This window comes from Nocardioides sp. SLBN-35, from assembly GCF_006715725.1.
Classification (GTDB): domain Bacteria; phylum Actinomycetota; class Actinomycetes; order Propionibacteriales; family Nocardioidaceae; genus Nocardioides.
In genome coordinates this window covers 2020929-2045144 of the sequence record NZ_VFNU01000001.1, presented here as the reverse complement: position 1 = coordinate 2045144, position 24216 = coordinate 2020929, and the positions used below count along the sequence as shown (strand labels likewise).

Annotated in this window: 22 protein-coding genes; 9 read left to right on the top strand and 13 right to left on the bottom strand. The window is 72.1% G+C overall.

Features of this window, described 5'->3' with window-relative positions; translation table 11 throughout:
- Position 1: 1 nt before the first annotated feature.
- On the bottom strand, positions 2-814 hold the full coding sequence (locus FBY23_RS09940) for a serine/threonine-protein kinase (RefSeq protein WP_141797995.1): 813 nt from the start codon (positions 812-814) through the stop codon (positions 2-4).
- A gap of 151 nt (positions 815-965) precedes the next feature.
- Here FBY23_RS09940 and FBY23_RS09935 point away from each other — a divergent pair, with 151 nt between their 5' ends.
- The 3 genes from FBY23_RS09935 to FBY23_RS09925 are packed head-to-tail and all read left to right on the top strand — an operon-like array spanning position 966 to position 4277.
- Complete coding sequence (locus FBY23_RS09935; RefSeq protein ID WP_222117782.1) at positions 966-2582, top strand: hypothetical protein; 1617 nt, start codon at positions 966-968, stop codon at positions 2580-2582.
- A gap of 34 nt (positions 2583-2616) precedes the next feature.
- Positions 2617-3051 (top strand): hypothetical protein, encoded by a 435-nt coding sequence (locus FBY23_RS09930; RefSeq protein ID WP_141797994.1) that lies wholly within the window; start codon positions 2617-2619, stop codon positions 3049-3051.
- A 2-nt stretch (positions 3052-3053) separates the two neighbouring features.
- On the top strand, positions 3054-4277 hold the full coding sequence (locus FBY23_RS09925) for an FHA domain-containing protein (protein WP_141797993.1): 1224 nt from the start codon (positions 3054-3056) through the stop codon (positions 4275-4277).
- A 3-nt stretch (positions 4278-4280) separates the two neighbouring features.
- Here the strand turns inward: FBY23_RS09925 and FBY23_RS09920 are convergent, their stop codons facing one another.
- Genes FBY23_RS09920 through FBY23_RS09905 form a run of 4 tightly spaced genes read right to left on the bottom strand, consistent with a single transcriptional unit; the run spans position 4281 to position 13308 of the window.
- On the bottom strand, positions 4281-6299 hold the full coding sequence (locus tag FBY23_RS09920) for a cation:proton antiporter (RefSeq protein WP_141797992.1): 2019 nt from the start codon (positions 6297-6299) through the stop codon (positions 4281-4283).
- 40 nt (positions 6300-6339) lie between these two features.
- Complete coding sequence (locus FBY23_RS09915; protein ID WP_141797991.1) at positions 6340-7416, bottom strand: ABC transporter permease; 1077 nt, start codon at positions 7414-7416, stop codon at positions 6340-6342.
- Complete coding sequence (locus FBY23_RS09910) at positions 7413-8312, bottom strand: ABC transporter ATP-binding protein (protein ID WP_141797990.1); 900 nt, start codon at positions 8310-8312, stop codon at positions 7413-7415. Before FBY23_RS09910 ends, FBY23_RS09915 begins: the two co-directional genes overlap by 4 nt.
- Before the next feature lie 58 nt (positions 8313-8370).
- Positions 8371-13308, bottom strand: coding sequence for an NAD-glutamate dehydrogenase (locus FBY23_RS09905; protein WP_141797989.1), 4938 nt, complete (start codon positions 13306-13308; stop codon positions 8371-8373).
- Between the two features lie 62 nt (positions 13309-13370).
- Between FBY23_RS09905 and FBY23_RS09900 the strand changes: the two genes are divergently transcribed.
- Together FBY23_RS09900 and FBY23_RS09895 are read left to right on the top strand one after the other, a co-directional pair.
- Positions 13371-13853 (top strand): DUF2505 domain-containing protein, encoded by a 483-nt coding sequence (locus FBY23_RS09900; protein ID WP_160158206.1) that lies wholly within the window; start codon positions 13371-13373, stop codon positions 13851-13853.
- A 1-nt stretch (position 13854) separates the two neighbouring features.
- Positions 13855-14337 carry a DUF2505 domain-containing protein gene (locus FBY23_RS09895; protein WP_141797987.1) on the top strand — a complete coding sequence of 161 codons (483 nt, stop codon included), beginning with the start codon at positions 13855-13857 and terminating at the stop codon, positions 14335-14337.
- Here FBY23_RS09895 and FBY23_RS09890 read toward each other — a convergent pair.
- Positions 14334-14516 (bottom strand): hypothetical protein, encoded by a 183-nt coding sequence (locus FBY23_RS09890; protein WP_141797986.1) that lies wholly within the window; start codon positions 14514-14516, stop codon positions 14334-14336. The two genes, FBY23_RS09895 and FBY23_RS09890, sit on opposite strands and share 4 nt — an antisense overlap.
- A gap of 17 nt (positions 14517-14533) precedes the next feature.
- Positions 14534-16006, bottom strand: a complete 1473-nt coding sequence (locus FBY23_RS09885; protein WP_260805875.1) for a wax ester/triacylglycerol synthase family O-acyltransferase — start codon at positions 16004-16006, stop codon at positions 14534-14536.
- A 145-nt stretch (positions 16007-16151) separates the two neighbouring features.
- On the opposite strand from FBY23_RS09885, the gene FBY23_RS09880 reads away from it, so the two are divergent.
- Both FBY23_RS09880 and FBY23_RS09875 read left to right on the top strand, forming a co-directional pair.
- Complete coding sequence (locus FBY23_RS09880) at positions 16152-16511, top strand: hypothetical protein (RefSeq protein WP_141797984.1); 360 nt, start codon at positions 16152-16154, stop codon at positions 16509-16511.
- On the top strand, positions 16508-17842 hold the full coding sequence (locus FBY23_RS09875) for a hypothetical protein (RefSeq protein ID WP_141797983.1): 1335 nt from the start codon (positions 16508-16510) through the stop codon (positions 17840-17842). Before FBY23_RS09880 ends, FBY23_RS09875 begins: the two co-directional genes overlap by 4 nt.
- Here the strand turns inward: FBY23_RS09875 and FBY23_RS09870 are convergent.
- Genes FBY23_RS09870 through FBY23_RS09860 form a run of 3 tightly spaced genes read right to left on the bottom strand, consistent with a single transcriptional unit; the run spans position 17832 to position 20410 of the window.
- Positions 17832-18488: a class I SAM-dependent methyltransferase gene (locus FBY23_RS09870; RefSeq protein ID WP_141797982.1), complete on the bottom strand. Its 657-nt coding sequence runs from the start codon at positions 18486-18488 to the stop codon at positions 17832-17834. The genes FBY23_RS09875 and FBY23_RS09870 overlap by 11 nt on opposite strands.
- Before the next feature lie 7 nt (positions 18489-18495).
- Positions 18496-19722 carry a hypothetical protein gene (locus FBY23_RS09865; RefSeq protein ID WP_141797981.1) on the bottom strand — a complete coding sequence of 409 codons (1227 nt, stop codon included), beginning with the start codon at positions 19720-19722 and terminating at the stop codon, positions 18496-18498.
- 16 nt (positions 19723-19738) lie between these two features.
- Positions 19739-20410: a hypothetical protein gene (locus tag FBY23_RS09860; protein ID WP_141797980.1), complete on the bottom strand. Its 672-nt coding sequence runs from the start codon at positions 20408-20410 to the stop codon at positions 19739-19741.
- A gap of 125 nt (positions 20411-20535) precedes the next feature.
- Between FBY23_RS09860 and FBY23_RS09855 the strand changes: the two genes are divergently transcribed.
- Complete coding sequence (locus FBY23_RS09855) at positions 20536-20787, top strand: helix-turn-helix domain-containing protein (RefSeq protein WP_141797979.1); 252 nt, start codon at positions 20536-20538, stop codon at positions 20785-20787.
- A gap of 7 nt (positions 20788-20794) precedes the next feature.
- Here FBY23_RS09855 and FBY23_RS09850 read toward each other — a convergent pair whose 3' ends face one another.
- From FBY23_RS09850 to sigE, 3 genes are all read right to left on the bottom strand, one after another.
- Complete coding sequence (locus FBY23_RS09850) at positions 20795-22183, bottom strand: S1C family serine protease (protein WP_141797978.1); 1389 nt, start codon at positions 22181-22183, stop codon at positions 20795-20797.
- A 64-nt stretch (positions 22184-22247) separates the two neighbouring features.
- Positions 22248-22739 carry a hypothetical protein gene (locus tag FBY23_RS09845; protein ID WP_141797977.1) on the bottom strand — a complete coding sequence of 164 codons (492 nt, stop codon included), beginning with the start codon at positions 22737-22739 and terminating at the stop codon, positions 22248-22250.
- Positions 22736-23350 carry an RNA polymerase sigma factor SigE gene (gene sigE, locus FBY23_RS09840; protein WP_222117781.1) on the bottom strand — a complete coding sequence of 205 codons (615 nt, stop codon included), beginning with the start codon at positions 23348-23350 and terminating at the stop codon, positions 22736-22738. The genes FBY23_RS09845 and sigE overlap by 4 nt, the downstream gene beginning before the upstream one ends.
- 183 nt (positions 23351-23533) lie before the next feature.
- Between sigE and FBY23_RS09835 the strand changes: the two genes are divergently transcribed.
- Positions 23534-24190, top strand: a complete 657-nt coding sequence (locus FBY23_RS09835) for an O-methyltransferase (RefSeq protein WP_260805874.1) — start codon at positions 23534-23536, stop codon at positions 24188-24190.
- The last annotated feature ends 26 nt before the right edge of the window (positions 24191-24216 follow it).

Genomic DNA, 24216 nt, shown 5'->3' with positions numbered 1-24216 from the left:
CTCAGACCGCCGACCCCAGCTCGGCGGCGAGCCCCGCGATGCGGTCGGCGACCTCCGCGGCGGTGCGCGGGCGGGCCGCCACGTCGGTGGCGAGGCAGGCCTCGACCAGGTCGCGGGCGGCCGGCGGCAGGTCAGGGGCCAGGCTGGGCTGCGAGGCGAGGATCGAGCGCACCAGCAGCAGCGGCTCGGTGTCGCGGAGCTCGCCGTACACACCGGCTCCGGTGATCGCGAAGTGCACGGTGGCACCCAGCGACCAGATGTCGCTGGCCCGCGATGCCTGGGCGCCGAGCATGATCGCCGGGTCGGTGAACTCCAGGCCGATCTGTCCGAGCCCCGTCGTCACCATGCCCGGTGACAGCAGCTGGGAGAGCCCGAGGTCGGCGAGGCGGCCGCCGTCCTCGGCGATCAGCACGTTGGCGGGCTTGATGTCGCGGTGCGCGATCCCGCGCTCGTGGAGTGCGTGGGCCGCCCGGGCGGCGTCGCGGACCGCGGCCACCCGCTGGCCGACGCCGATCTCGACCTGGGGCCGTTCGAGGGAGCCGAGTGGCAGGAACTCCATGGCGTAGTAGAACGCGCCACCCTGCCGGCCCGCGTCGTAGACGGCGACGAGCCGGTCGGAGTCGGCGACACTGAAGTGCTTGAGCTCGCGGGTCGCGCGGCGGAAGGCGTCGTCGGACGTGGGTCCGGCGATCACCTTGACCACCACCTCGCCGGCCGGGATGCCCAGCCGGGCCGGGGCCGTGGCGAGGTAGTTGGTGCCGTAGTTCGACTCGCCCAGCGGGCGCACGAACTCGTAGTCAGCGATTCCCTGCACGCGGATCCTCCAGCGCCTCGTCGTCCAGCCGGGTGCCTCGGCCGGGGTCCAGCATGTCACGCGATCCCGGCTGGCAGCAGCGATTCCCCCGGCGCCGGCGGGGCAACCGGTGTAGCGTTCCGGACGCCGTCAGCGACCCAGGAGGCATCCGTTGATCGACCCCACCGCGGCATCCGTGGTCCCGACCACGGACCCCTCGACCTACCTGCCAGCCCAGCCGATCTCGGGTGACCTGAACGACCAGCTGCTGCAGACCGACTTCTGGACCGACGACATGGTGGCGGCCGCCGGCATCCCGATCGTGGACGTCCCGTTCGTCACGATCGGCGGCGGCATCGGGAGCTTCGTGACCGTCGACTACCTGCGCATAGCGGGCGTGCCGACCTCCCAGATGCGGGTGCTCAGCACCCTCGACTTCCCGTGGCAGACCTACGAGTACCTCACCCGGGTCTCCCAGGTCCCGCGGCCCGAGCGGATCCGCTCCGACTCGGCGTCGCGGCCGGACAACATCTGGGGCTTCCCGTCGTACGGCTTCGCGGAGGGCGTGCGGCACTTCAACCTCAAGGTGCTCTGGCAGCTGTTCAGCGAGCCGATCTTCGAGGACTACTACACCCCCAAGGCCGGCAACGTCTTCCAGCAGCTCGAGCGCGAGGCCAAGCGGATCGCGTACGACGAGATGCTGGTCAAGGGCCTGGTCCGCATCGTCCGGCGGCGCTACGGAGGCGGGTACTTCACGATCCTGACCCCGCCCGAAGGCGCGTCGGCCACCAAGCGGGTCGCCTTCCGCTCGCAGTACGTGCACCTGGCGGTCGGCTACCCGGGACTGAAGTTCCTGCCCGAGCTGCAGCGCTACCGCACCGAGAACAACGACTACCGCCACATCGTCAACGCCTACGAGGCCCACGAGCACGTCTACGAGCGGCTCGTGCAGACGCCGTCCACGGTGCTGGTGCGCGGCGGCGGGATCGTGGCCTCGCGCATCCTGCAGCGGCTGATGGACGACCGCGAGAAGCACGGCGCGCAGACCAGGATCGTGCACCTGTTCCGCACCTACATCCACGGCACCAACGACGGCTACGGCAACGAGGAGGACCAGCGCCCGGGCGGTGGCCGCACCCGGGTGACCATGCGCCGCCGCGGTGGCGACGGGTGGGCCTACCAGGGGTTCAACTACCCGAAGTCGGTGTGGGGCGGCCAGCTCAAGGCGCAGGTGCGCAACCTGGAGGGCGAGCAGCGCGCCGAGCTCTACAAGCGGATGGGCGGCACCAACACGCCCTACCGCAAGAGCTGGCAGCGGCAGATGAAGCAGGGCCGCCGCGAGGGCTGGTACAGCTGCGTGGTCGGCACCGTCGACGAGATGCGGCCCAGCGGCGAGCGGATCCTCAACCAGGTCCGCACCGCCCAGGGCGTCGTACCGGTGGAGGTCGACTTCGTCATCGACTGCACCGGCCTCGAGGCCGACATCGCCGAGCACCGCCTGCTCAAGGACCTGCTCGACCACGGCGGCGCCAGCCGCAACCCGGTCGGCCGGCTCAACGTCGACCGCTCCTTCGAGCTGATCGGCACCCAGTCGGGCGGCGGCGTGATGTACGCGTCGGGCGCGACCACGCTCGGCGGCTACTTCCCCGGCGTCGACACCTTCCTGGGCCTTCAGGTCGCGGCCCAGGAGATCTACGGGGACCTCAACAAGCGCGGCTTCTGCAAGCGGATCGGGCCGGTGCGCTCGACCCTGCAGTGGTGGAAGTGGCTCGCCGGGAGCGCCCCGTGAGCCGGCCCGTCGCGACCCCAGGAGCGTGTGACTGATGCTGCCCACCCTCAACGGCCGGCTCCAGACCCGGATCTTCATGCTCGTCGTCTTCGGCGGGCTGATCACGCTGGTGCTGACACCGATCCTGCCCGGCGACCCGGACTACCGCACGACGTATCTCATCCTCGCGGCCGTGCTGGTGCTCGGCATCGTGTGGGAGCTGATCTACCACGCCATCCAGCAGCTGCGGTGGGAGAAGGACTGGCCCACCATGTTCGGCCTGATCACCGCGCTCAACGAGGGCGCACTGGTGTGGCTGCTGCTCGACCTGGAGCTGGTGCCCGGCATCGACTACCCGTACGACGGGGTGCCGTTCTGGGCGTTCTTCATCGACTTCTCGGTGATCTGGCTGGTGATCTGGGTCTGGACCAACGGCCCGATGCGGGTCCCGTTCATCCGGTGGCGCTTCTTCGGCGGAAGGATCATTTGACGATGACGCACACCTCGGCAGACGACTGGACCGCGGCGTCGGTGGTCCCCGGTCCCGGCGGCGGCACTCTGGCCCGGTTCGGGCCGGTCGTGCTCCTCGTCGGGTCCGACGACCCGGAAGTCGTGCGGCCCTACCTCGAGCACGCGGAGATGGTGGCCGCCAACGGCGGCCAGGGCCGCCAGCTGATCCGCGGGTTCGCGCTGATGCTGTCCACCTCGGTCGACCAGTCCCCCGGCTTCGCCGCGATCGCACCGCACACCACCGGACTCGCGGTCTTCGTCGACGGCGACGTCGTCGTGAACGTCGACGGCGAGGAGATCAGCGGCGCGCAGTCGCTGGCGTGGGTGGAGCGGCTGATCCCGTGGCCGGTCGAGTCGGTCTCGGCCGTGCTGCCCGGAGCCGCGGCGCCGGCCGCCGGGTCGTGGTACCGGCTCGATGGTGGGGTCGTGCCCGCCGGTGGCTTCCTGGTGCCCGCCGTCGGTGGTACGCCGGCCGAGCCGGTCCTGCGCCCGGCGACCCAGGTCCGGGCGCCCGAGCCGGCGCCCGTCGTCCAAGCTCCGCCGGCCGTGGAGCCCGAGCCGCCCGTCATGGCGCCGGTCGCCGGCCGGCCGCTGCCGCCGGCGCAGCCCGACGAGCACGTGAGCTTCCAGTCGGTGCTGATGAGCGAGGTCGACGACGACATCGACGACTTCGAGCCGCTGCCGATCGTCGAGGACGCGGCGCAGGTCCACGACGACCACGCCCATGAGCAGGTGCGCGGCGTCTACTGCAAGAACCAGCACTTCAACGACCCGCGGGTGCTGTTCTGCGGAATCTGCGGGATCAACATGGTCCAGCAGACGCCCGTGCTGGTGAACGGCCCGCGGCCTCCGCTGGGCGTGATCGTGCTCGACGACGGAGCGGTGTTCCAGCTGGACAACCCGTACCTGTTGGGGCGCGACCCCGCACCGGACGAGCGGATCGTCGCCGGCGAGTTCCGGCCGCTGCCGATCATCGACCAGTCCAACCAGGTCTCCCGGGTGCACGCGCGGCTCGAGCTGCGCGGCTGGGACGTCGTCCTGGTCGACAACAACTCGACCAACGGCACCTACGTGCACCTGCCGAAGACCCCTGACTGGGTGCGGATGCCGCCCGGCAGCGAGCAGGTCCTGGTGCAGGGCACCCGGGTCCGGATCGGGCACCGCACCCTGGCGTTCAACACGCACGCGGGCAACGCCACCGGCTGATCGTCAGACCGTCGCCCCCGCGGCGAGCGGCACGGCTGCGAAGTCGACGGGGGCGGCGTCCAGCTCGGCGCGCACCCGCACGGTCGCCGTAGCGGCGTCCAGGGCACCCACCGCGATCGGTACGGCGGCCAGCGGCCCCGCGTCGGCGGCCGGGTCCGCGAACCGCACCCCGCGCGACTCCAGAGCCGCCCGGGCTGCCGCCTGGCGCCGGCCACCGTCGCCGTGCAGGGCGAGCGTGGTGCCGCGGGCGAGCGCGAGCCGGGCGCCGAGGACGATCGCGGCCTCGCCGTTGCTGCCGGTGGCCCAGTCGACGACGACGGGGGCGTCGGGGTCGGGGGTCGTCGTACCGGCGGCGGCGACCACGACCGGCGACTCGTTGGCGGCCACCACCGCGGTGAGCGCGGGGTCGTCGGACCAGGCGACCAGGCCCTGCGGGGCGAGGGCGCCGACCAGCTCGACCAGGTCCTGCTCGACGTCGGCACTGGGGTGGGCGATCACCCGGACCGGGACGCCCAGCTCCTCACCGTGGTGCACCAGCACCTGCTGGCGCTCCATCGCCGCCGCCATCTCGGCGAGGTCGAGCGACAGGCCGCTGCCGACCTCGAGCGGACGACCCTGCGCAGTGAGGTCGGCGAGCACGATCTCGGCCGGCCGGGCGCCGGCGAGCGCGGCGACGGCGAGCTCGACGGGCAGCCGGTTGTCCTGCCCGTCACGGGCCAGGACCAGGATCCGGTCGACGGCCTCCTCGCCGAGCGCGGCCCGCTCGGCCTCGGCTATGTCGCGGGCCACGCGGCGCTGCGGGTAGACGAGGCCCAGCAGCGGGCCGGTCATCACGGTCGTGACCAGGGCCATCACCACCATCATGGTGAACAGCTCCTGGCTGAGCAGGCCCTTCTCGAGACCCACGTTGAGGATGATCAGCTCGGTCAGGCCGCGGGTGTTCATCAGCAGGCCCAGCGAGCTGGCCTGCCAGTGCGGGACGCTCTGGAGCCGCGCGCCGACGTACGCGCCGACGTACTTGCCGATGATGGCCACCGCGAGGATGCCGAGCATCGGGACGATGTGCTCGGCGCCGAGCCCGCGGATGTCGACCTTGAGGCCGGAGAGCAGGAAGAAGACCGGCAGCAGCAGGAGCACGGAGATCTGCTCGAGACGGACCAGGATCTCGTGGCGCAGGGCGGCGGCGTTCTCGTGCGGGATGATCGCGCCGAAGAGGAACGCGCCGAAGATGTAGTGGATGCCGAGCAGGTCGGTGGTGGCCGAGAAGAGCAGCATGCCGACGAGCACCACCGAGAGGATGGTCGGCGTGAGCTCGCCGGCCTTCCGGTACGCCGTGGTCAGCCAGCCCAGCGCCGGGCGGACCACGAACACGGCGAGGGCCACGAACGGCACCGCGAGGTAGATCGCCCAGTGGGGCAGGTGGCTGTGCTCCCCCTCGACGCCCGCGATCGCGAGCACCACGGCCAGCAGGGTCCAGGCGATGATGTCGTCGGTCGCCGCGCAGGCCAGCGCCAGGCCGCCGGTCTCGGTGCGGTGCATCCGCCGGTCGGTGAGGATCCGGGCGAGCACCGGGAACGCGGTGATCGACATCGCCGCACCCATGAACAGCGCGAACGGCCAGAACTCCGCGTCGGCCGGCTTCAGCGCCTCGGTGGCCCCGCTGCTGACGAACAGGTGGGCGAGCCCGATGCCGAGGGCGAAGGGCAGCGCGATCGAGGTGACCGACACGGACACGGCGACCTTCTCGCGGCCCCGGACCAGGGAGAGGTCGAGCTCGAGCCCGACGACGAACATGAACAGCACCAGCCCGACGCGGGCCAGGACGTCGAGGAACCCGCGCTGGTCGACCGGGAACAGGTCCTGGCTGAGCTGCATCCCGAGGAGACTGGGACCCAGCAGGACGCCGGCTCCGATCTCGCCCACGACCGGCGGGATGCCGATCCTCGCGACCGCGGCGCCCGCGAGGCGCGCGACGACGATGATCAGCGCGAGGAGGGCCAGAAGGACCGCGAAGTCGAGCACCGTCGCAGCCTATTGCTTCTCACCGGTCCCCCGTGGGGTCTCAGGTGGTCTCCCACCGGAACAGCCGCGCGGCGAGCAGGGTGACCACGACCGCGAACCCGGCGAGGATCCCGAGCGGCGCGAGCGCGGCGGCCGGTCCCTCGCCGCGGACCATGACGTCGAGCATCCCGGAGTTGAAGTGCTTGAGCGGCAGCAGGTCCGAGAGGCGTTGCAGCCAGGTGGGGGCGCCGTCGAGCGGGAAGAACGAGCCGCTGAGGAAGGCCATCGGCAGGACCAGGAAGTTGGCGAGGTTGACCGCGCCCTCGGTGGTCTTGGCGAGCGCACCGGCGAGCAGGCCGATGGCCATGAAGCACAGCGTGCCGACGGCGACCAGCGGGATCGACATCCACCACGACCCGGTGAGGGTCAGCCCGAACGCCGCCGCGCCGAGCCCGAGGAAGATGGCGAGCTGCCCGAAGGCGATCAGCAGCGTCACCGCCACCCGGGCGCCGACGATGGTGCCTGTGCCGACGGGTGCGAGCTGGAGGCGGCGCAGCAGCTTGGACTGCCGCCAGCCCTGGAGCGTTGCCGCGGAGCCGAAGGCCGCGCTCATCGCGACCGCCCAGCCGAGCAGGCCCGGCGTGACGAACTGGATGACCGAGAGCGACTCGTCCTCGACGCGCTCGGCGGTGAAGGAGTACGCCGGCGGCTGGCCGGTCGCGGCGACGTTGGCGCCGTCGACGAACGCACGCAGCGTGCCCTGGGTGATGGCCGCCTTGACCTGGTCGGTCTGCGTGTAGTGGGCGATCAGGTCGTCGCCGCGCTGCTCGATCGCCACGTCGGCGTCGCCCTTGCGGACCTCCTCCAGGGCGGCGTCGAGGTCCTCGGTCCGATCGACCTCGAAGGTCTGGCGGAAGGCGGCGTGCGCGTCGTCGGGCAGGTCGTCGACGAGCGGGACCGCGCCGACCTGGATCAGGTCCACCTTCGACTGGTCCTGGCTGCCGAGCAGGCCACCGAAGAGCACCAGGAACATCAGCGGGAAGATCACCGCGAAGAAGACCGCGGCCTTGTCGCGCAGGAAGCCGCGCAGGATCGCGACGGACAGCGCCCAGAACGGCGACTGCAGCAGCCGGCTCATGCGCGGTACTCCCGTCCGGTCAGGGAGAGGAACACGTCCTCCAGGGTGCCGGTCTGCACGGAGACGCCGTCGAGGTGGTCCCCTGCGGCCAGGGCGCCGATCACGCCGCCCGGGTCCCGGGTCACCAGGACGACGCCGTCGACGTCCTCGCGCGTCTCGGTGACGCCGGGGATCGCCGCGGCCTGCGCGACGCTGAGCGCACCGGGCGCGACCCGGATCCGGGCCGGGGCGTCGAGGCCGCGGACCAGCGCGGCGGGCGTGTCGAACTGCAGGAGCCGGCCGTGGTCCATGACCGCGACCCGGTCGCAGAGCACCTCGGCCTCGTCCATGTAGTGCGTCGTGAGTACGACGGTGCGACCGCTGTCGTTGATCGAGGACAGCAGGTCCCACAGGTTGCGCCGGGCCTGCGGGTCGAGCGCCGCCGTCGGCTCGTCGAGGAAGACCAGCTCCGGGTCGTGCACCAGCGCGCAGGCGATGGACAGCCGCTGGGCCTGGCCGCCGGACAGGTCCTCGACGCGGCTCTCGGCCTTGTCGGTCAGTCCCACCCGCTCGAGCCAGCCGTCGGCGGTGGCGTGCCCGACGCCGTACAGGCTGGCGAAGGTGCGGATCTGCTCGCGGGCCGTGAGCCGCTCGAAGAACGACGAGGCCTGGAGCTGGACGCCGATGCGGGGCTGCAGCCGCGGGTTGCGCGGCCACACGGGCTCGCCGAGCACCTCGATCCCGCCGGCGTCCGGCTGGCGCAGGCCCTCGACCATCTCCAGGAGCGTGGTCTTGCCGGCACCGTTGGGTCCGAGCACCCCGACGAACTCCCCCTCGGCGACATCGAGGCTCACCCCGTCGACGGCGACCAGGTCGCCGTACCGCTTGGTCAGTCCGGTCACGTGGATGGCAGTCATCGCGACCGACCCTAGCCGTTGGTGGTGAACCCTCGTCGAAGCCGAGGGGGCGAGTTCGTCAGGACAGCAGGCCGCGTACCACCCGCAGGCCGACGGAGACCTTCGCGATGTCGGTCGGCTCGTCGGAGCAGACCGCGCTCAGCGCGCCGATCGCCTTGTCGACCACGCCTCCGGCCTCGGCCTCCCAGGTCGCGACGCGCCGGGTAGCGGCCTCGGCGGGGTCGTCGACCGCGTCGAGCTCGCCGGTGGCCTCGAGGACCTGGGCGGTGAGCTGGGCGTGGATCGAGTAGAGGTCGTCGCGCAGCGCGGCGCGGGCCATGGTCTGCCACTGGTCGGCACGCGGCAGGTCGACGATCCGGCGCTGCAGCACGGACAGCCCGAGCCGCTCCCCCAGGGCGAAGTGGACGCGGGCCACCTCGGCCGGGGTGAGGCCGTGGGCGTCGGCGATCTCGACCACGTTGAGCAACGTGTAGGCCACGTCGAACGACGCGACCCGGCTGGCGAGGTCCTCGGGGACGTCGTGGCCGACGAGCAGCTCCCGACGGGCCTCGTACGACGCCAGCTCGGCGCCGGTCAGCAGCTGGGGCAGCTCCAGCATGGTCGCCTGCACCGGCGCCGCGAAGAACTCGACGTTGCCCTGGCTGTCGAGCGGTGGCCGCCGGTTGGTGACCAGCCAGCGCGAGGCCCGCTCGACGAGGGTGCGCATCTCGACCCGCATCCGGGTCTGCACGGTCGCGTCCAGGACGTTGTCGTACTGCTCCAGCTCCCGGCGCAGGGCGAGCGAGCCGAAGATCTCCCGGGCCACGAAGTTGGCACGGGTGAGCTCGGCGGGACTGGCGCCGGTCTCGCCGGCCAGCCGCGGCCAGTAGGTCATGCCGGCGCCGTTGACCAGGTCGTTGACGACCTGGGTCACGATGATCTCGCGACGCAGCGGGTGGGCTGCCACCTGCTCGGCGAACCGCTCCTGGACCGGCTTCGGGAAGTAGGCCTGGATGTCGTTGTCGAGGTACGGGTCCTCGGGCAGGTCCGAGGCCAGCAGCTCCTCGGCCAGCACGATCTTGGTGTAGGCCATCAGCACCGCGAGCTCCGGCTGGGTCAGGGTCGCCCCTGCCTCGATCCGGCGGGCGACCTCCCGGCTCGAGGGCAGCGCCTCGAGCTCGCGGTCGAGCAGGCCCTGCGCCTCGAGGTCGCGCATCCACTGCTCGTGGACGTGCAGGAGCGAGACGGCGTTCCTGGCGGCGTTGGCGAGCGCGATGTTCTGGTCGTAGTTGTCGCGCAGCACCAGGTCGGCGACCTCGTCGGTCATCGAGGCCAGCAGCTCGTTGCGCTGCTTGCCGGTCAGGTCGCCGTCGGCGACGATGCGGTCGAGCAGGATCTTGAGATTGACCTCGTGGTCGGAGGTGTCCACGCCGGCGGAGTTGTCGATGAAGTCGGTGTTGATCCGGCCGCCCTCCAGGGCGTACTCGATCCGGCCCTGCTGGGTGAAGCCGAGGTTGCCGCCCTCGCCCACGCAACGGACCCGGAGCTCGCCGCCGTCGACCCGGATCGCGTCGTTGGACTTGTCGCCGGCGTCGGCGTTGATCTCGGTGGCGGCCTTGACGTAGGTGCCGATGCCGCCGTTCCAGAGCAGGTCGACGGGCGCGAGCAGGATCGCCCGCATCAGCTCGGCCGGCGTGAGGTGCGCGATGTCGTCGGCGAGCCCGAGCGCCTCGCGGACCTCGGCGCTGACCGGGATCGACTTCGCGCTGCGCGGGTAGACACCGCCGCCGGCAGAGATCAGGGACCGGTCGTAGTCCTGCCAGCTCGACCGGGGCAGGTCGAAGAGCCGCTGGCGTTCGGCGAAGGACGCAGCGGCGTCCGGGGACGGGTCGAGGAAGATGTCGCGGTGGTCGAACGCGGCCACCAGTCGGATGTGCTCGGAGCACAGCATGCCGTTGCCGAAGACGTCGCCGGACATGTCGCCGATGCCGACGACGGTGATGTCCTCGTTCTGGCAGTCCACGCCCATCTCGCGGAAGTGACGGCGTACGGACACCCACGCGCCCTTGGCGGTGATGCCCATCGCCTTGTGGTCGTAGCCCACCGAGCCACCGCTGGCGAAGGCGTCCCCCAGCCAGAAGTGGTAGTCGGCCGAGACGCCGTTGGCGATGTCGGAGAAGGTGGCGGTGCCCTTGTCGGCGGCGACGACGAGATAGGAGTCGTCGGCGTCGTGGCGTACGACGTCCGGCGGCGGCACGGTCTCGCCCGCGACCAGGTTGTCGGTCACGTCGAGCAGGCCGCGGATGAAGGTCGTGTAGCAGGCCACGCCCTCGGCGAGCCACGCCTCGCGGTCGCTCGGCTGTGTTGGATCCATGGGAGGCAGCTGCTTGGCGTAGAACCCGCCCTTCGCGCCGACCGGCACGATCACGGTGTTCTTGACCATCTGCGCCTTGACCAGGCCGAGGATCTCGGTGCGGAAGTCGTCGCGCCGGTCCGACCAACGCAGGCCGCCGCGCGCGACCGCGCCGAAGCGCAGGTGCACGCCCTCGACCCGCGGGGAGTACACGAAGATCTCGAACCTTGGCCGCGGCTCCGGCAGGTCCGGGATCGCCGAGGGCTCCAGCTTGAGCGAGAGATAGGGCTTGGGCGCGCCGTCGTCGGTCTGGAAGTAGTTGGTGCGCAGGGTGCTACGGATGTGGGTGAGGTAGGAGCGCAGGATCCGGTCGTGGTCGAGGCTGACCACGTCGTCGAGCGCGGTCCGCACCTGCTCGACCAGCGCCTCCTCGCGAGCCGCCCGGTCCTGCTCGGCGGCGGGGTCGAAGCGCACCTCGAACAACGCGACCAGCAGCTGGGCCAGGTCGACGTTGTCGACCAGGGCCTGCTCGATCGAGTCGACGGCGAAGGGGCTGTTGCCCTGCTTCATGTACTTCGCGTAGGCGCGCAGCAGCATCGCCTGTCGCCAGGTCAGCTGGGCGCGCAGCACCAGGCGGTTGAAGCCGTCGACCTCGGTGTGGCCGTCCCACATCGCGCGCATCGACGCCGCGAACAGCTCGCGGGCGTGATCGGGCAGCGGCTCGCCGTAGCGCAGGCCGAAGTCGTAGATGTGGGTGACCCGCTCCAGGCCGGTCAGGCCGTAGGGACGCTCGTCGACGACCTCGACGCCCATCGAGGCCAGCATCGGCAGCACCGCGCTCAGCGAGAGCGGCTCACCGACCCGGAACATCTTCAGCCGGGCCTCGCCGTCGGCGGCGTCGACCTCGGCGTACAGCGACTGGTCGCGGCCCTCCTCGCCGCGGATCCCCTCGATCCGGCCCAGGTCGACCGCGGCCGTGCGGGCTGTGAAGTCCTCCTTGTAGGCCTCGGGGAAGGCGTCGAGGTAGCGGCGGCCGAGCAGCGCGCCGACCTCCTCGCCGTACTCCGCGATGACGGCCTGCAGGAAGTCCTCCTGCCACGAGCGGGACGCCTCGATCAGGCGGCGCTCGAGGTCCGCGACGTCGATGTCATCGGGGATCAGCTCGCCCTTGGGCAGGTGGACGACGAAGTGGACGCGGGCCGTGGTCGACTCGTTGATGCTCACGTTGAACTCGACCGAGTCGGGGCCGATCCGGCCCTTGCCGATCTGCTCGGTGAGGATCTCGACGAAGCGGTGGCGCACGCCGGTGTTGTAGCGGTCGCGCGGCAGGTAGACGAGCACCGAGAGGTAGCGGGCGTAGGTGTCTCGGCGGATGAACAGCCGCACGGCCCGGCGCTCGCGAGCCTGCATGGCGGCCTCGACGATCGGGGCCAGCTCGTCGACCGGCGTGTGGAACAGCTCGTCGCGCGGGTAGGTCTCGAGCGTGTCGAGGAGCGCTGCGCCGTCGTGGCTGCGGGCGTCGTACCCGCTGCGCTCGAGGACCTCGTCGACCTTCTCGCGCAGCAGCGGGATCCGCAGCAGCGACTCGGTGTAGGCGGCGCTGGACAGCAGCCCGAGGAAGCGGCGCTCCCCCACGACCTCGCCGTCGGGGCCGAAGGTCTTCACACCGACGTAGTCGAGGTACGCCGGGCGGTGGATCGTGGATCGCGAGTTGGCCTTCGCCAGGACCAGGAGCCGCTTCTCGCGGGCCTTCGCCTTGACCGCGTCGGGCAGCTTGCTGAACGCGATGGAGGTGTCACCCTCCGCGGGGTGCTCGCGCAGGATGCCGAGGCCGCTGCCGGGGACCGGCCGCAGGACATCGTCCTCGGGCCCGCCGTCGACGGACACCCGGTCCAGGACGTACTCGCGGTAGCCGAGGAAGGTGAAGTGCTCGTCGGCGAGCCAGTCGAGCAGCTCCGCGGCCTGCCGGACCTCGTCTGCCGGCAGCGGCGGCGGGTCGGACTTGAGGCCTGCCACGACGTCGGCGACCTGGGCCTGCATCCCCGGCCAGTCCTCGACCGAGGCGAGGACGTCGCCGAGCACGCGGCGGCAGTCGGCCACGACCTGCTCGGGGGTGTCGCCGTCCTCGCCACTGAGGCGGCCGATCTCGATGTGCATCCACGACTCGCGGATCGCGCCGTCGGCGGGCGCGGTCGAGCCGGAGGAGACGGGCTCGGCCGACAGCAGGCGCCCGGCATCGTCGCGCCGTACGTCGAAGGTCGGGTGGACGACGGTGCGCACGTCGTGGAGGCCGCGGGCCAGCTCCATCGTCAGCGAGTCGACGAGGAACGGCATGTCGTCGACGACGACCTCGACCACGGAGTGGCCGCCGGCCGACCAGCCGTTCTCGGCGACCGTCGGGGTGTACACCCGGACCTTTGCCTGGCCGGGACGGCGCTCGAGGGCGAGGTGGTGGTGGGAGGCGAAGGCGCCGTACAGGTCGAGGTCGCTGCGGGCCGCGAGCTCCTCGGTGGCCACGTGCCGGTAGTAGGCCGGCAGCAGTGCTGGCAGCGCCTCACGGGGCGGCGCCCCTGATCCCTTCGCGGGTCCGGCCGCCGCGGCGGCCTGCTCGAAGATGCGGTCCCGGTCAGCCCCCGGTGCCGAGGGCAGCGTCGTCGTTGACACACCTCGACACTAGGACCTCGTCATGACGCCTCACAACTGACCCATGCGACATGATGTCTCGTATGCGATACAGCCGAGAGCTCGCCTACGACGCCCCGCCGGAGGAGGTGTTCGCGATGCTCGCGGACCCCGCCTTCCGCGAGAAGGTCGGCGCCGCCCAGGACGTCGTCTCCATCGACGTCACCCTCACCCCGGCCGGTGCCGGGTTCACGCTGGTCAGCGACCAGGTGCAGAACACCGCCGGGCTGCCCGCGATCGCCAAGAAGATCGCCGGGGACACCACCCAGGCGGTGGTCAGGGAGTCGTGGAACGACGCCACCTCTGGCACGATCGAGATCACCGCACCCGGCAAGCCCACCAGGGCGACGGGGACGATCCGGCTGTCCGCGGCGGGTGGCGGCACGTCGTACGTCCAGGACCTCGACGTCGTCGTCAAGGTGCCGCTGATCGCCGGGAAGCTGGAGAAGCTGATGGCCGACAACATCGACGCAGGCCTCACCACCGAGCACGCGGTGGGCGTGGCCTGGCTGAAGGGAGAGCGCTGAGATGGCGACCAAGCTGGTGCACGAGATGACGTACGACGCCCCCGCGATCGAGGTCGCGGCCATGCTCTCCGACCCGGTGTTCCGCGAGACCGTGTGCCGCAACCAGCGCGCGACGTCCTACAGCGTCGAGATCGAGGGCAATGTCGACGCGAAGGCCGTGCGGATCGAGATGGAGCAGCCCACCGACAAGGTGCCGTCGTTCGCGAAGAAGTTCATCGGCGAGACCACCACGATCGTGCAGACCGAGACCTGGGCGAGCCCCCTGAAGGCGACCGTCACCGTCGGCATCCCCGGCAAGCCGGGCGAGATCAACGGCACCGCGACGCTCGTCGAGACCGGTGGCGTGACCAAGGAGACCGTCGAGCTCGAGATCAAGGTCAAGATCCCGCTCGTCGCCGGCAAGATCGAGGAGCTGCTGGCCAAGCTCCTCGGCAGCGCGCTGCGTGCCGAGGAGCGCACCGGCAAGGAGTGGCTCGCCGGCTAGCCGTTCTGGTCGTGCTCCTCCGTCGCGCCGAGATCCTCGAGGTCTTCGATGTCCTCGTCGGACTCGGCGCGGCGGCGGACGGCGATCACGATCCCCAGCACCAGGAACGGCCCGAACGCGAGCACGATCGTGGCGATCTGCTCGACGGGGTGCAGGGCACCGAGATGCAGCGGGATCACGGGACCCATGATCCCACTCAGTCCTGCTTGCCCTTCGCCGACCCCTTCGAGGTGGACTTCGTCGTACGCCGCCCGCGCGGGGCGCGCTGCCGGGTCGCCGAGGACAGGTCGATCAGCTCGTCGAGCGCCTCGCGCACGCACGCGCCCAGCACCTCTGCGTCGGGGATCCAGTCGCGGTCGGCGGTGATGCCGTAGTAGACGCCGCCGTCGTACGACGTCACGCCGATCGCCAGGGGGTGCCCGGGCGTCAGCGGCGGGACGGGATAGCTGGCGACCATGCGGGCGCCGGCGGCGTACAGCGGCGCCTGCGGGCCGGGGACGTTGGTGACCGAGAGCTGGTAGCCGCGGCGCAGCTCGACGGAGGCGACCCGGGAGCCGATGGCGTGGAAGGTGGTCGGCGCGAAGCCGGCGATGCCCGCGAGCCGGTTGGCGGCGACACTGCGGCCGGTGTCCTTGTGGGCCTGGAACGAGTACGACACCTGGTGCAGGCGGACCACGGGACTGGTCTCGCCGATCGGCAGGTCGACGAAGTGGGCGGCGATCTGGCTGCCGAGCGAGGTCGCCTCGAGCTCCTCGTCGATGACCGAGACCGGGACCACGGCGCGCACCTGGCGCAGCCCGCCCATCGACTCGGAGCGGGTCATCAGCCAGGCGCGGAGGGCACCGGTGACGGTGGCGAGGATGACGTCGTTGACGGTGCCGCCGTGGGCCTCGCGGATGCGGCGGTAGTCGGCCAGGCGGGTCTCGACGGTGACGACGCGACGCTGCTGGGAGAGCGGGCCGTTGATGACGCCGCGGGTCTTGGGACGCCGGCCGGTCGCGGCGGCGAGGAACGAGCGGGCCCGCTCGCTGCGCCGGTCGGCGGTGCGGGCCAGGGCACGGGAGCCGGTGCGGACCGTGTCGAGCAGCTCGCCGGGGTCGGTGAGGTTCTCGCGGACGGCGGTGGCCAGCAGGTTCGCGGGGTTGGGCGAGCGTCGCGGCTGCCAGTCGTCGGGCTCGAGCGCACGCGCCTCGGGCTGCAGGTCGAGCAGCAGCTGGCCGAGGTCGACGGTGTGGACGCCGTCGACCAGCGCCTGGTGGGTCTTCGACAGCAGCGCGACACGGCCGCCCTCGAGTCCCTCGACGAAGTAGATCTCCCACAGCGGACGGCTGCGGTCGAGCGGACGCGACACGATCCGCGACACCAGCTCGAGGAGCTGGGCGGACGTGCCGGGGCGCGGCAGCGCGGAGCGTCGCACGTGGAAGCCGATGTCGAACTTCTCGTCGTCGACCCACACCGGGTTGGCGAGGTGCCCGGGAACCGCCTGCAGCCGCTGGCGATAGCGCGGCACGAACGCGATCCGGTCGCGGATCAGCCCCACGAGACGGGCGTGGTCGAACGCCTCGGGACCCTCACCGGGATCGAAGATCTCGATGGTCGCGTTGTGCTGCGGGGTCTCGGCCGACTCCTGCTCGAGGAATGTCAGGTCCCGCGGGCGCACCCGATCCACCACGTGGTTCCCCAGCCTCTCTGGTCGGATCCCCGAAGCATCGGCGACCGGCCCCATCCGGTCGCCTTGGGATCACATGAGATTCTGGCAGACAACATCGATCATCCGTGGATTCGTCCGCGGATGTTCTGCGACAGGAGGAACCATGCAGCGGCTGCGCGTCATCGGCGCGGCGCTCGCCGGGATCATGATCCTCGGGACCGCCACCGCGTGCGGCTCCGACGAGAAGGCGGGCACCGACGAGAAGGTCGTGGTCGACATCACGGTCAAGAACGGCGAGATCACGCCGAAGGGCGACCGGGTCAAGGTGGCCGCCGGCCAGCCGGTCGACCTGGTCGTGACGGCCGACACCGCCGGCTCGCTGCACATGCACTCCGACCCCGAGCAGGAGTTCGCCTACGACGTCGGGACCAAGACCTTCCCGATCACGATCGACCGCCCCGGCGTGATCGAGGTGGAGTCGCACGACCCGCCGCAGATCATCGTCCAGCTCGAAGTCCGATGACCCCGCTCTCCGGGACCGTCGAAGCCCACGGCATCGGCGGTCAGGCCGACCTGCCGATCTCGCTCGAGCTGGCCGTGTCCGGCGCGGTCGCCGCGCTGGTCGTGTCCTTCACGGTCCTCGTCGTGGCCTGGCGACGTCCGCGCTACGACGGCGGAGCGCACCCCGGTCGCCCGGCCCCCGCCTGGCTGGACCGGGTCAGCGGCTCGGCCGCCTTCCCCGTCGTGCTCCGCGTGGTCGGCATGCTCGTCGCGCTCTACACCGTGTTCACCGCGGTGCTCGGCCAGAACACCCTGACCAACCCGTTCTTCGGCATCTTCTACGTGTGGTGGTGGGTCGGGCTCGTCTTCGCCTCCGCGCTGTTCGGCCCGGTGTGGCGGGCGATCAGCCCGGTCCGCACCATCAACGCCGGCATCGCCCGGCTGGCCGGCAGCGACCCCGACGAGGGCCTGGTCCGCTACCCCGAGCGGCTGGGACTGTGGCCGGCGGCGCTCGGCCTGTTCGCCTTCGTGTGGCTGGAGCTGGCCTCCACCCATCCCACCGAGCTCGGCAGCGTCCGGCTGTGGTGCGCGATCTACGTCGGCGCGATGCTCATCGGCGGTGCCGTGTTCGGCAACCGCTTCTACGAGAACGCCGACCCGTTCGAGGTCTACTCCTCGCTGATCGCGAAGCTCTCGCCGTGGGCGCGGGTCGACGGCCGCCTGGTGCTTCGCAGCCCGCTGGCCAACCTCTCGACCATCCCGCCCACACCGGGCCTGGTCGGTGTGGTCGCCGTACTGTTCGGCAGCACCGCCTTCGACTCCTTCGCGGAGTCGGCCTTCTGGGTCAAGACCTACCAGAACGCCTCGGTCAGCAAGTTCCTGCTCGACAACGTCGCACTGGTCGTCTTCTGCCTCACCGCCGGGCTGCTGTTCAGCATCGGCAGCGCGCTGACACCCTCGCGGGCCGACGTGCCGCGTCGTCAGCTGGCGCGGCACTACGCCCACTCGATCGTCCCGATCGTGCTCGGCTACATCGTCGCGCACTACCTGACCCTGTTCATCGACGTCGGCACCCAGACGCTCGCCCGGGCCAGCGACCCGCTGGGCAAGGGTTGGGACATCCTCGGTACGGCGGCCGTCGAGCCGTCGTACTGGTTCTCCTACCACCCCGAGGTGCTGGCCACGGTCAAGGTGCTGGCCGTCGTGATCGGGCACGTCGTCGCCGCCGTCGCCGCGCACGACCGGGCACTGAGCCTGTTGCCCAAGCGCGACCAGATCACCGGGCAGCTGCCGCTGCTCTTCGTGATGGTCGGGTTCACCGCGGGCGGGCTGTTCCTGCTGTTCAGCTCCTGACGCCGGGCCGGGTGCCGACGAGCAGGTGGAACGCCGGCTCGCGGTGCCCGAGCGTGCGGTGCTCGACCTCCAGCCCGGTCGCCTCCAGTGCCTGCACGACCTCGGCCACCGGCCGCACCGTGAACCCGTGGCGGGCGAACGGCTGGCGCGCCATCCACTCCGGCTCGGCGATCCCCACCACCCCGCGTGCTCCCGGCGCGAGCACCCGCGCGGCCTCGCGCAGCGCGACGTCGAGGTCGTCGACGAAGTAGACGGTGTTGGTGGTGATCCAGCCGTCCAACGCGCCGTCCGCGAAGGGCAGCGACGCCATGGTCGCCTCGTGCAGCTCGAGCCGCCCAGCGGCCACCGCCTCGGGATGCGCCTTCCGGGCGCGGGCCAGCATGTCCACCGACGGCTCGACGCCGTGCACCCGGCCGCCGCGGTCGGTCGCTGCCAGCAGCAGGTCGAGCCCGACCCCGCCACCGAAGCCGATGTCGGCCACGGCCTCGGTGCCGCTCAGCCCGAGCGCCTCGACGGCCGCGGCCACCGGCGCCGCGTTGCCCTTGTTGAGCATCCGCGCGACCAGGCCGCCGAGCGGGCCGGACGGGCCGCCCAGCTGCCGGCCGAGGACCCGGAACAGGACGTCGGGGACCGGGATGCGCGCCATCGGGCCACTATGCCAGTCGCGCGGGCGGCCCCGCCATGGCGTCGAGCAGCCGCGCGATGCCCCGGGTCAGCGCGCACTCTCCGGACTCGACGAGCAGTCGGCCGGCGACCAGCGCCCGGTCGACGGCGGCCTGGTCGTCGGGCAGGAAGTGCACGTCGAGGTGCGGGCCGAAGCCGGCGAGCATGGTCACCACGTCGGCCTCACGCCAGCCCAGGGTGGGACGCATCCTGTTGACGACGACACGCACCCGCGGGTCGGGGACGTGCTCGTGGAGCTCGGTGAGGGCGCGGGCCAGCCGGGCCAGGCCGACCGGGTCGGCGGAGCCGACGAGGACCACCTCGTCGGCGACCTCGACGGCCTCGCGGGTCAGCCCGTTGCGCTCGGGACGGGCGGTGGGCTCGCCGGCGTCGGGCTCGAGGCTGAAGCCGGTGTCGAGGACGACCTGGCCGTCCTGGCGGGCGCGCTCGACGATCGCGGTCAGCGTGCCGGGCCGCAGCTCGGCCCAACGGTCGGGGCGCGGCAGCCCGGTCAGCACCCGCAGGTGGTCGGAGAGCCGGCGCTGCACGGTGACGAAGCGCTCGTCGAGGGTGCCGGCGCCGACCAGGCGCGCAGCCGAGAGGAGCCCGGACACCTCGTCGAGGACGCCCAGATGCTGGGCGACGGCACCGCCGTGGGGGTCGGCATCCACCAGCAGCGTGGTCAGCCCACGGCGGGCGAGCTCGCCGGCCAGACCGCTCGCCAAGGTGGTGCGACCCGGCGCTCCCCCGGCGCCCCACACGGCGAGCACCCGGCCGGCAGGCCCGCCGGAGGGCCGGGACGCGGTGTCGGACGCGGTGTCGGGTGCGGTGTCGGGTGCTGTGTCGTACGCCGGCACGGGGTGGGTCGGGTCGGCCGGCAGACCGACGACCAGACCGGCCAGCTCGCCGACCCGGTCGGCGGCCAGCACCGTGACCACGCCGATCCGGGCGGCGCGGGGTCGGGCGAGGTCGAGGTCGGAGGCCACGCCGACCACCCGGACGCCGTGCTGGCGCAGGTCGTCGACCACGCCGTGGTCGAGCCCGGGCAGGTCCGCGGCCACCACCGCGACGTCGGCCTGGCCGGTGCGGGCGGCGGCCATCAGGTCGGGCACGTCGACGCAGCGCTTGAGCAGCACGGTGGCGGGGTGCTCGTTGAGCGTGGTCAGCGCCCGCGACTCCCAGGCGGCGCCCGTCGAGACCAGCAGGACGACGCTCACGCCGGCCATGCGGGCCTCACGAACGCTGCAGGATCCGGATCACCGGGTCCTGCAGGGTGCTGAGGAGCAGCTCGAACTCCGCCGCCCGGTCGTCGTCGACGGCGACCACGAGCTGACGGGCGCCGGTGACGGCGAAGGTGTCGTCGTACGACGGCGCGGCGACGACCGTGACCCCGCTGAGCGCCGGCCCGTCGGCCTTGTCGTCGGCGCCCTTCGCGGCCGTGGGTGCGGCCACCGGGCCGGAGCCGTCGGTGAGCCACACGTCGACCACGGAGCCGGCCGCGACGTCCGGCGGCACGCGGTTGGGGTCGACCTCGAGCGGCACCCGCAGCACGGCCTCCTCGTCGGCCGCACCGACGGCCGAGCGGGCCAGCAGCTCGCCCTCGCCGACCGCGCGGACCAGGACCAGGTCGTCGGGGACCGGCTCGTCGGCCGTGAAGTAGCGCTCCAGCGTCGCGTCGTCGGCGAAGCGCACCCGTTGGACGACGAGGTCGGCGGCGGCGACCGGGGCGCCGGCACCCCGCTCCCCCGACAGCGCCCACACCGTCACGGAGTCGTCGGCTGCCGCCAGGAGCCGCGCTCCGAGGACGACCGAGCCGGTCACGAGCAGCACGCCGAGCCACAGCCGGGGATCACGCCAGGCCGGCCGCGCCACGCGTTGCGCGGCCGGAGGGACAGGCGTGCCCACGGAACTCCCGAGATCCCGAGTCACCCGGTCATCATGCAGGCCGAACCGGCCGGCGTCACCTGGCCGTCCACAGGTACGCCGTGTCCCGGGCTGCGGAGGTCGGGACCGGATGCGACGATGGGGCCATGCCCGACCGTCCCGGCCAGCCCGGCAGCCCGCGCTTCCTGACGCTCGCCGACGTCGCCGAGGTGCTCAACACCTCGAGCGCGCAGGTGTACGCGCTGGTGCGCCGTGGCGAGCTGCCCGCGATCAAGATCGGCGGGCGCGGCCAGTGGCGGGTGGAGGCGAGCCGGCTCGAGGACTACATCGCCCAGCAGTACCGCCACACCGAGCAGTACGTCGCCGAGCACCCCTTCGTGGAGTCCGAGGTCGACTGAGCCTCCGCTATCCCACCTCGCCGTCGAGGGTGACCTCGACCTTCTTCTCGTTCGAGCCGCGGGTGATGGTGAACTCGACGGTCTGACCGGGCTGGTAGGTCCGGATCGCGACGATCAGCGCGGTGCCGTCGGCGACCCGGCTGCCGTTGACATGGGTGATCACGTCGCCGCGGCGCAGGCCGGCCTTCTCGGCCGGGCTGTCGGCGATGATCTCGTCGAGCTCGGCGCCGTCGCCGGTCGGCGGGCCGCCGGTCTTCACCTTGGCGCCGATCACGGGGTACTGCGCCTTGCCGGTCTTGAGGATCTGGTCGGCCGTGACCCGGACCTGCTCGACGGGGATCGCGAAGCCGACGCCGATGTTGCCGGCCTCGGAGTCGACGGAGCCGCCGCCGGCGGTGGCGATGGCGGAGTTGACGCCGATCACCTCGCCCTTCTGGTTGACCAGCGGGCCGCCGGAGTTGCCCGGGTTGATCGCGGCGTCGGTCTGGATCGCGTCGATCCAGGAGGAGTCCTCGGCGGTGGAGCCGGTGGTGACCGGCCGGTGGAGATAGCTGACGATGCCGGAGGTGACCGTGTCGGGAAGGCTCAGCGGCGAGCCGATCGCCACGACCGGCTCACCGACCTGCAGCTTGGCGGCGAAGCCGAGCTTGGCGGGCGTGAGGTTGTCGTGCTTCTTGACGTACAGCACGGCGAGGTCGTAGATCGGGCTGCGGCCGACCACCTCGGCGTCGTAGCGGTTGCGGTCGTGGTCGACCACGACGATCGGGCCGTTGTCCTTGGCCGCCTCGGCGACGACGTGGTTGTTGGTGACGATGTGGCCGTCGCCGTCCATCACCCAGCCGGAGCCGGTCGCGCCGGCGGCCTCGCCGCCGTACTCGGCGATGATCTGGACGGTGCTGGGGAGCACGGCCTGGGCGACGTCGGCGACCGAGCCGGGCGCGGCCAGCGGCGGGTCCTTCTCGAGGTCGACCCCCGCGAGGCCGTCGCCGGAGAAGGCGGGACCGCTCGGGGAGTCGTCGGAGAGCTTGTCGTAGGCGAGCGCACCGAGCAGGCCCCCGCCGAGGCCGACGACGAGAGCGATCGCGGCCACGACCGGGATCACCCAACCGGCGACCCTTCCGCCGCTGCGCTCGGCGCCCGGCACGGGCATCCGCACGGTCAGGTCCGGGGCCGGCGGGGGCGGCAGCAGGGAGGGGGCCAGGCCGGGCAGCGGGGTGGTCGGCTCGGGGGCCGCGTCGGGCAGCGGGGCGACGCTGGGCGACGGCGGTGCCCACTGGGCGTGCGTGGGCTCGGGAGCCGGCTCGGCGGCGGGCTCCGGGGTGGTCTCGGACGACGGCACGTCGAGCGGCGCAAGCGGCTCGGTGGGCTCGTGGTCGGGGTCGTGCGCGTCGGTCACGGGACCATCATGTCCGATCGACCCACACCGGACCGATGCAGGGACATGCAGGGACGCAGACCGGTCAGGGCAGCATCCGGCGCAGCGGCACGGGGACGAACGGACTGCGTACCGGAGTCCGGGCGGTTCCCGTCCCGGACCCGCTTCCGGTCGAGGGGACGGCCGTGTCGATCTGCGTGGCCGGGGGCCGGCGGTCGGCGGGCGGGGTGGACCCGGGTGCGAAGCCCAACGCCAGCACCCCGAGCATCGCGGCGCCGACGGCGCTGCCGCCGATCATCACCGCGCCCGTCGTACGACGGTGCGGGGCGTGCTGCTCGGCGTCCAGGAGGGCGTCACCGGGCGGCATGCTGAGCAGGGAGCCCTTGAGGTCGGAGGGGGCACCGCGCTCGGCGCCGCCGCACAGCCCGGCGAGCCGGGTCTTGACCCAGCCCTCCCGCTCGACGAGGTCGCGGCACGCGTGACAGGCGTAGACGTGGGCCCACGCCTCCTCGGTGTCCCGAGCGGAGAGCTGCCCGTCGAGGAGCGCGCTCACCCGGTTGCCGAGGTGGCCGATCACGTCGCGACTCCCCCGCCGACGGCGAGCGGCGCGGGTCCGGCGTACCGGGTCCGGCCGGCCGCGGGGGCACGGTGCGCAAGCGCGGAGCGCAGCAGCGCGCGGCCGCGGTGGATCCGCGAGCGCACGGTGCCGAGCTTGGCACCGAGGATCTCGGCGATCTCCTCGTAGCTGAGTCCCTCGATGTCGCACAGCACGACAGCGGCGCGGAAGTCCGGGGGCAGGGAGGCCAGCGCGGCGGCGACGTCCTCGTCGAAGGTCTGGTCGGCGTACGCCAGGTCCGGGGCCGGCGAGGCGCTCGCGAGCCGGGCCGCGCGCTCGTCGGACAGCGCGTCGAAGCGGATCCGCTGCTTGCGGCGGGCCTGGTCGAGGAACAGGTTGGTGGTGATCCGGTGCAGCCAGCCCTCGAACGTGCCGGGGGTGTAGGTGTGCAGCGAGCGGAAGACGCGCACGAAGACCTCCTGGGTGAGGTCCTCGGCGTCGTGACGGTTGCCGGTCAGCCGCAGGGCGAGCCGGTAGACACGGTCGGAGTGCTCCTCGACGATCGTCCCCCAGTCCAGGTCGGACTGCCCCTGCCCGGTGGGCTGGGGGTGGGGATCGACGGGCTCCTTCATCGTGGCCTTCTTCCGCTGGATCAGTGCCAACTGCATAGGGGTGGCCTGGCTCCTCTCACCGTAGGGGTCGGAACTGAGCGTTCCCTGTGAACTCCCCGTCATTTGGCCACAACGATCGGCGTCGAGCGGGTGTTCCCGGCGACGGTCCACGGTCCCGGCCCCTCCCCACATTAGGGTGAGCCCGTGGCCCCGACACCGATCAACGCTGCCAGCTGGACCTTCGCCGACGCCTACGTCGGGGAGGACGACGTCCTCACCGCGGCGCGCACGCGTGCCGAGGAGGTCGGAGTGACCCCGATCGGCTCCGGCACCGGCGCGACCCTGCGCTTCCTCGCCGCGGCCCTCGAGGCGCGTGCCGTGGTCGAGATCGGCACCGGCACCGGCGTCTCCGGCGTCTGGCTGCTGCGCGGCATGCGTCCCGACGGCGTGCTCACGACCGTCGATGTCGAGGCCGAGCACCAGCGGCTGGCCAAGGAGTCCTTCAAGGAGGCCGGCGTCGCGCCGCAGCGGGTCCGCACCATCGCCGGCTCCGCGCTCGACGTACTGCCCCGGTTGACCGACGGCCACTACGACATCGTGTTCGCCGACGGCGACAAGCGGGAGTACGGCGCCTACCTGTCCGAGGCGCTGCGCCTGCTCCGCCCCGGCGGCGTGGTCGCGTTCGACAACGCGCTGTGGCACGACCGGGTCGCCGACCCGGCCCAGCGCGACGACGAGACGGTCGCGATCCGCGAGCTCGTGCAGCAGGTCGCCGCGACCGACGGCCTGGTCCCCGCGCTGCTGCCCGTCGGCGACGGGCTGCTGGTCGCCAAGAAGGAGTGGGTCCCCGAGGCGGACTGAGGGTGGTAGGAAGGGGGTGAGCCTCG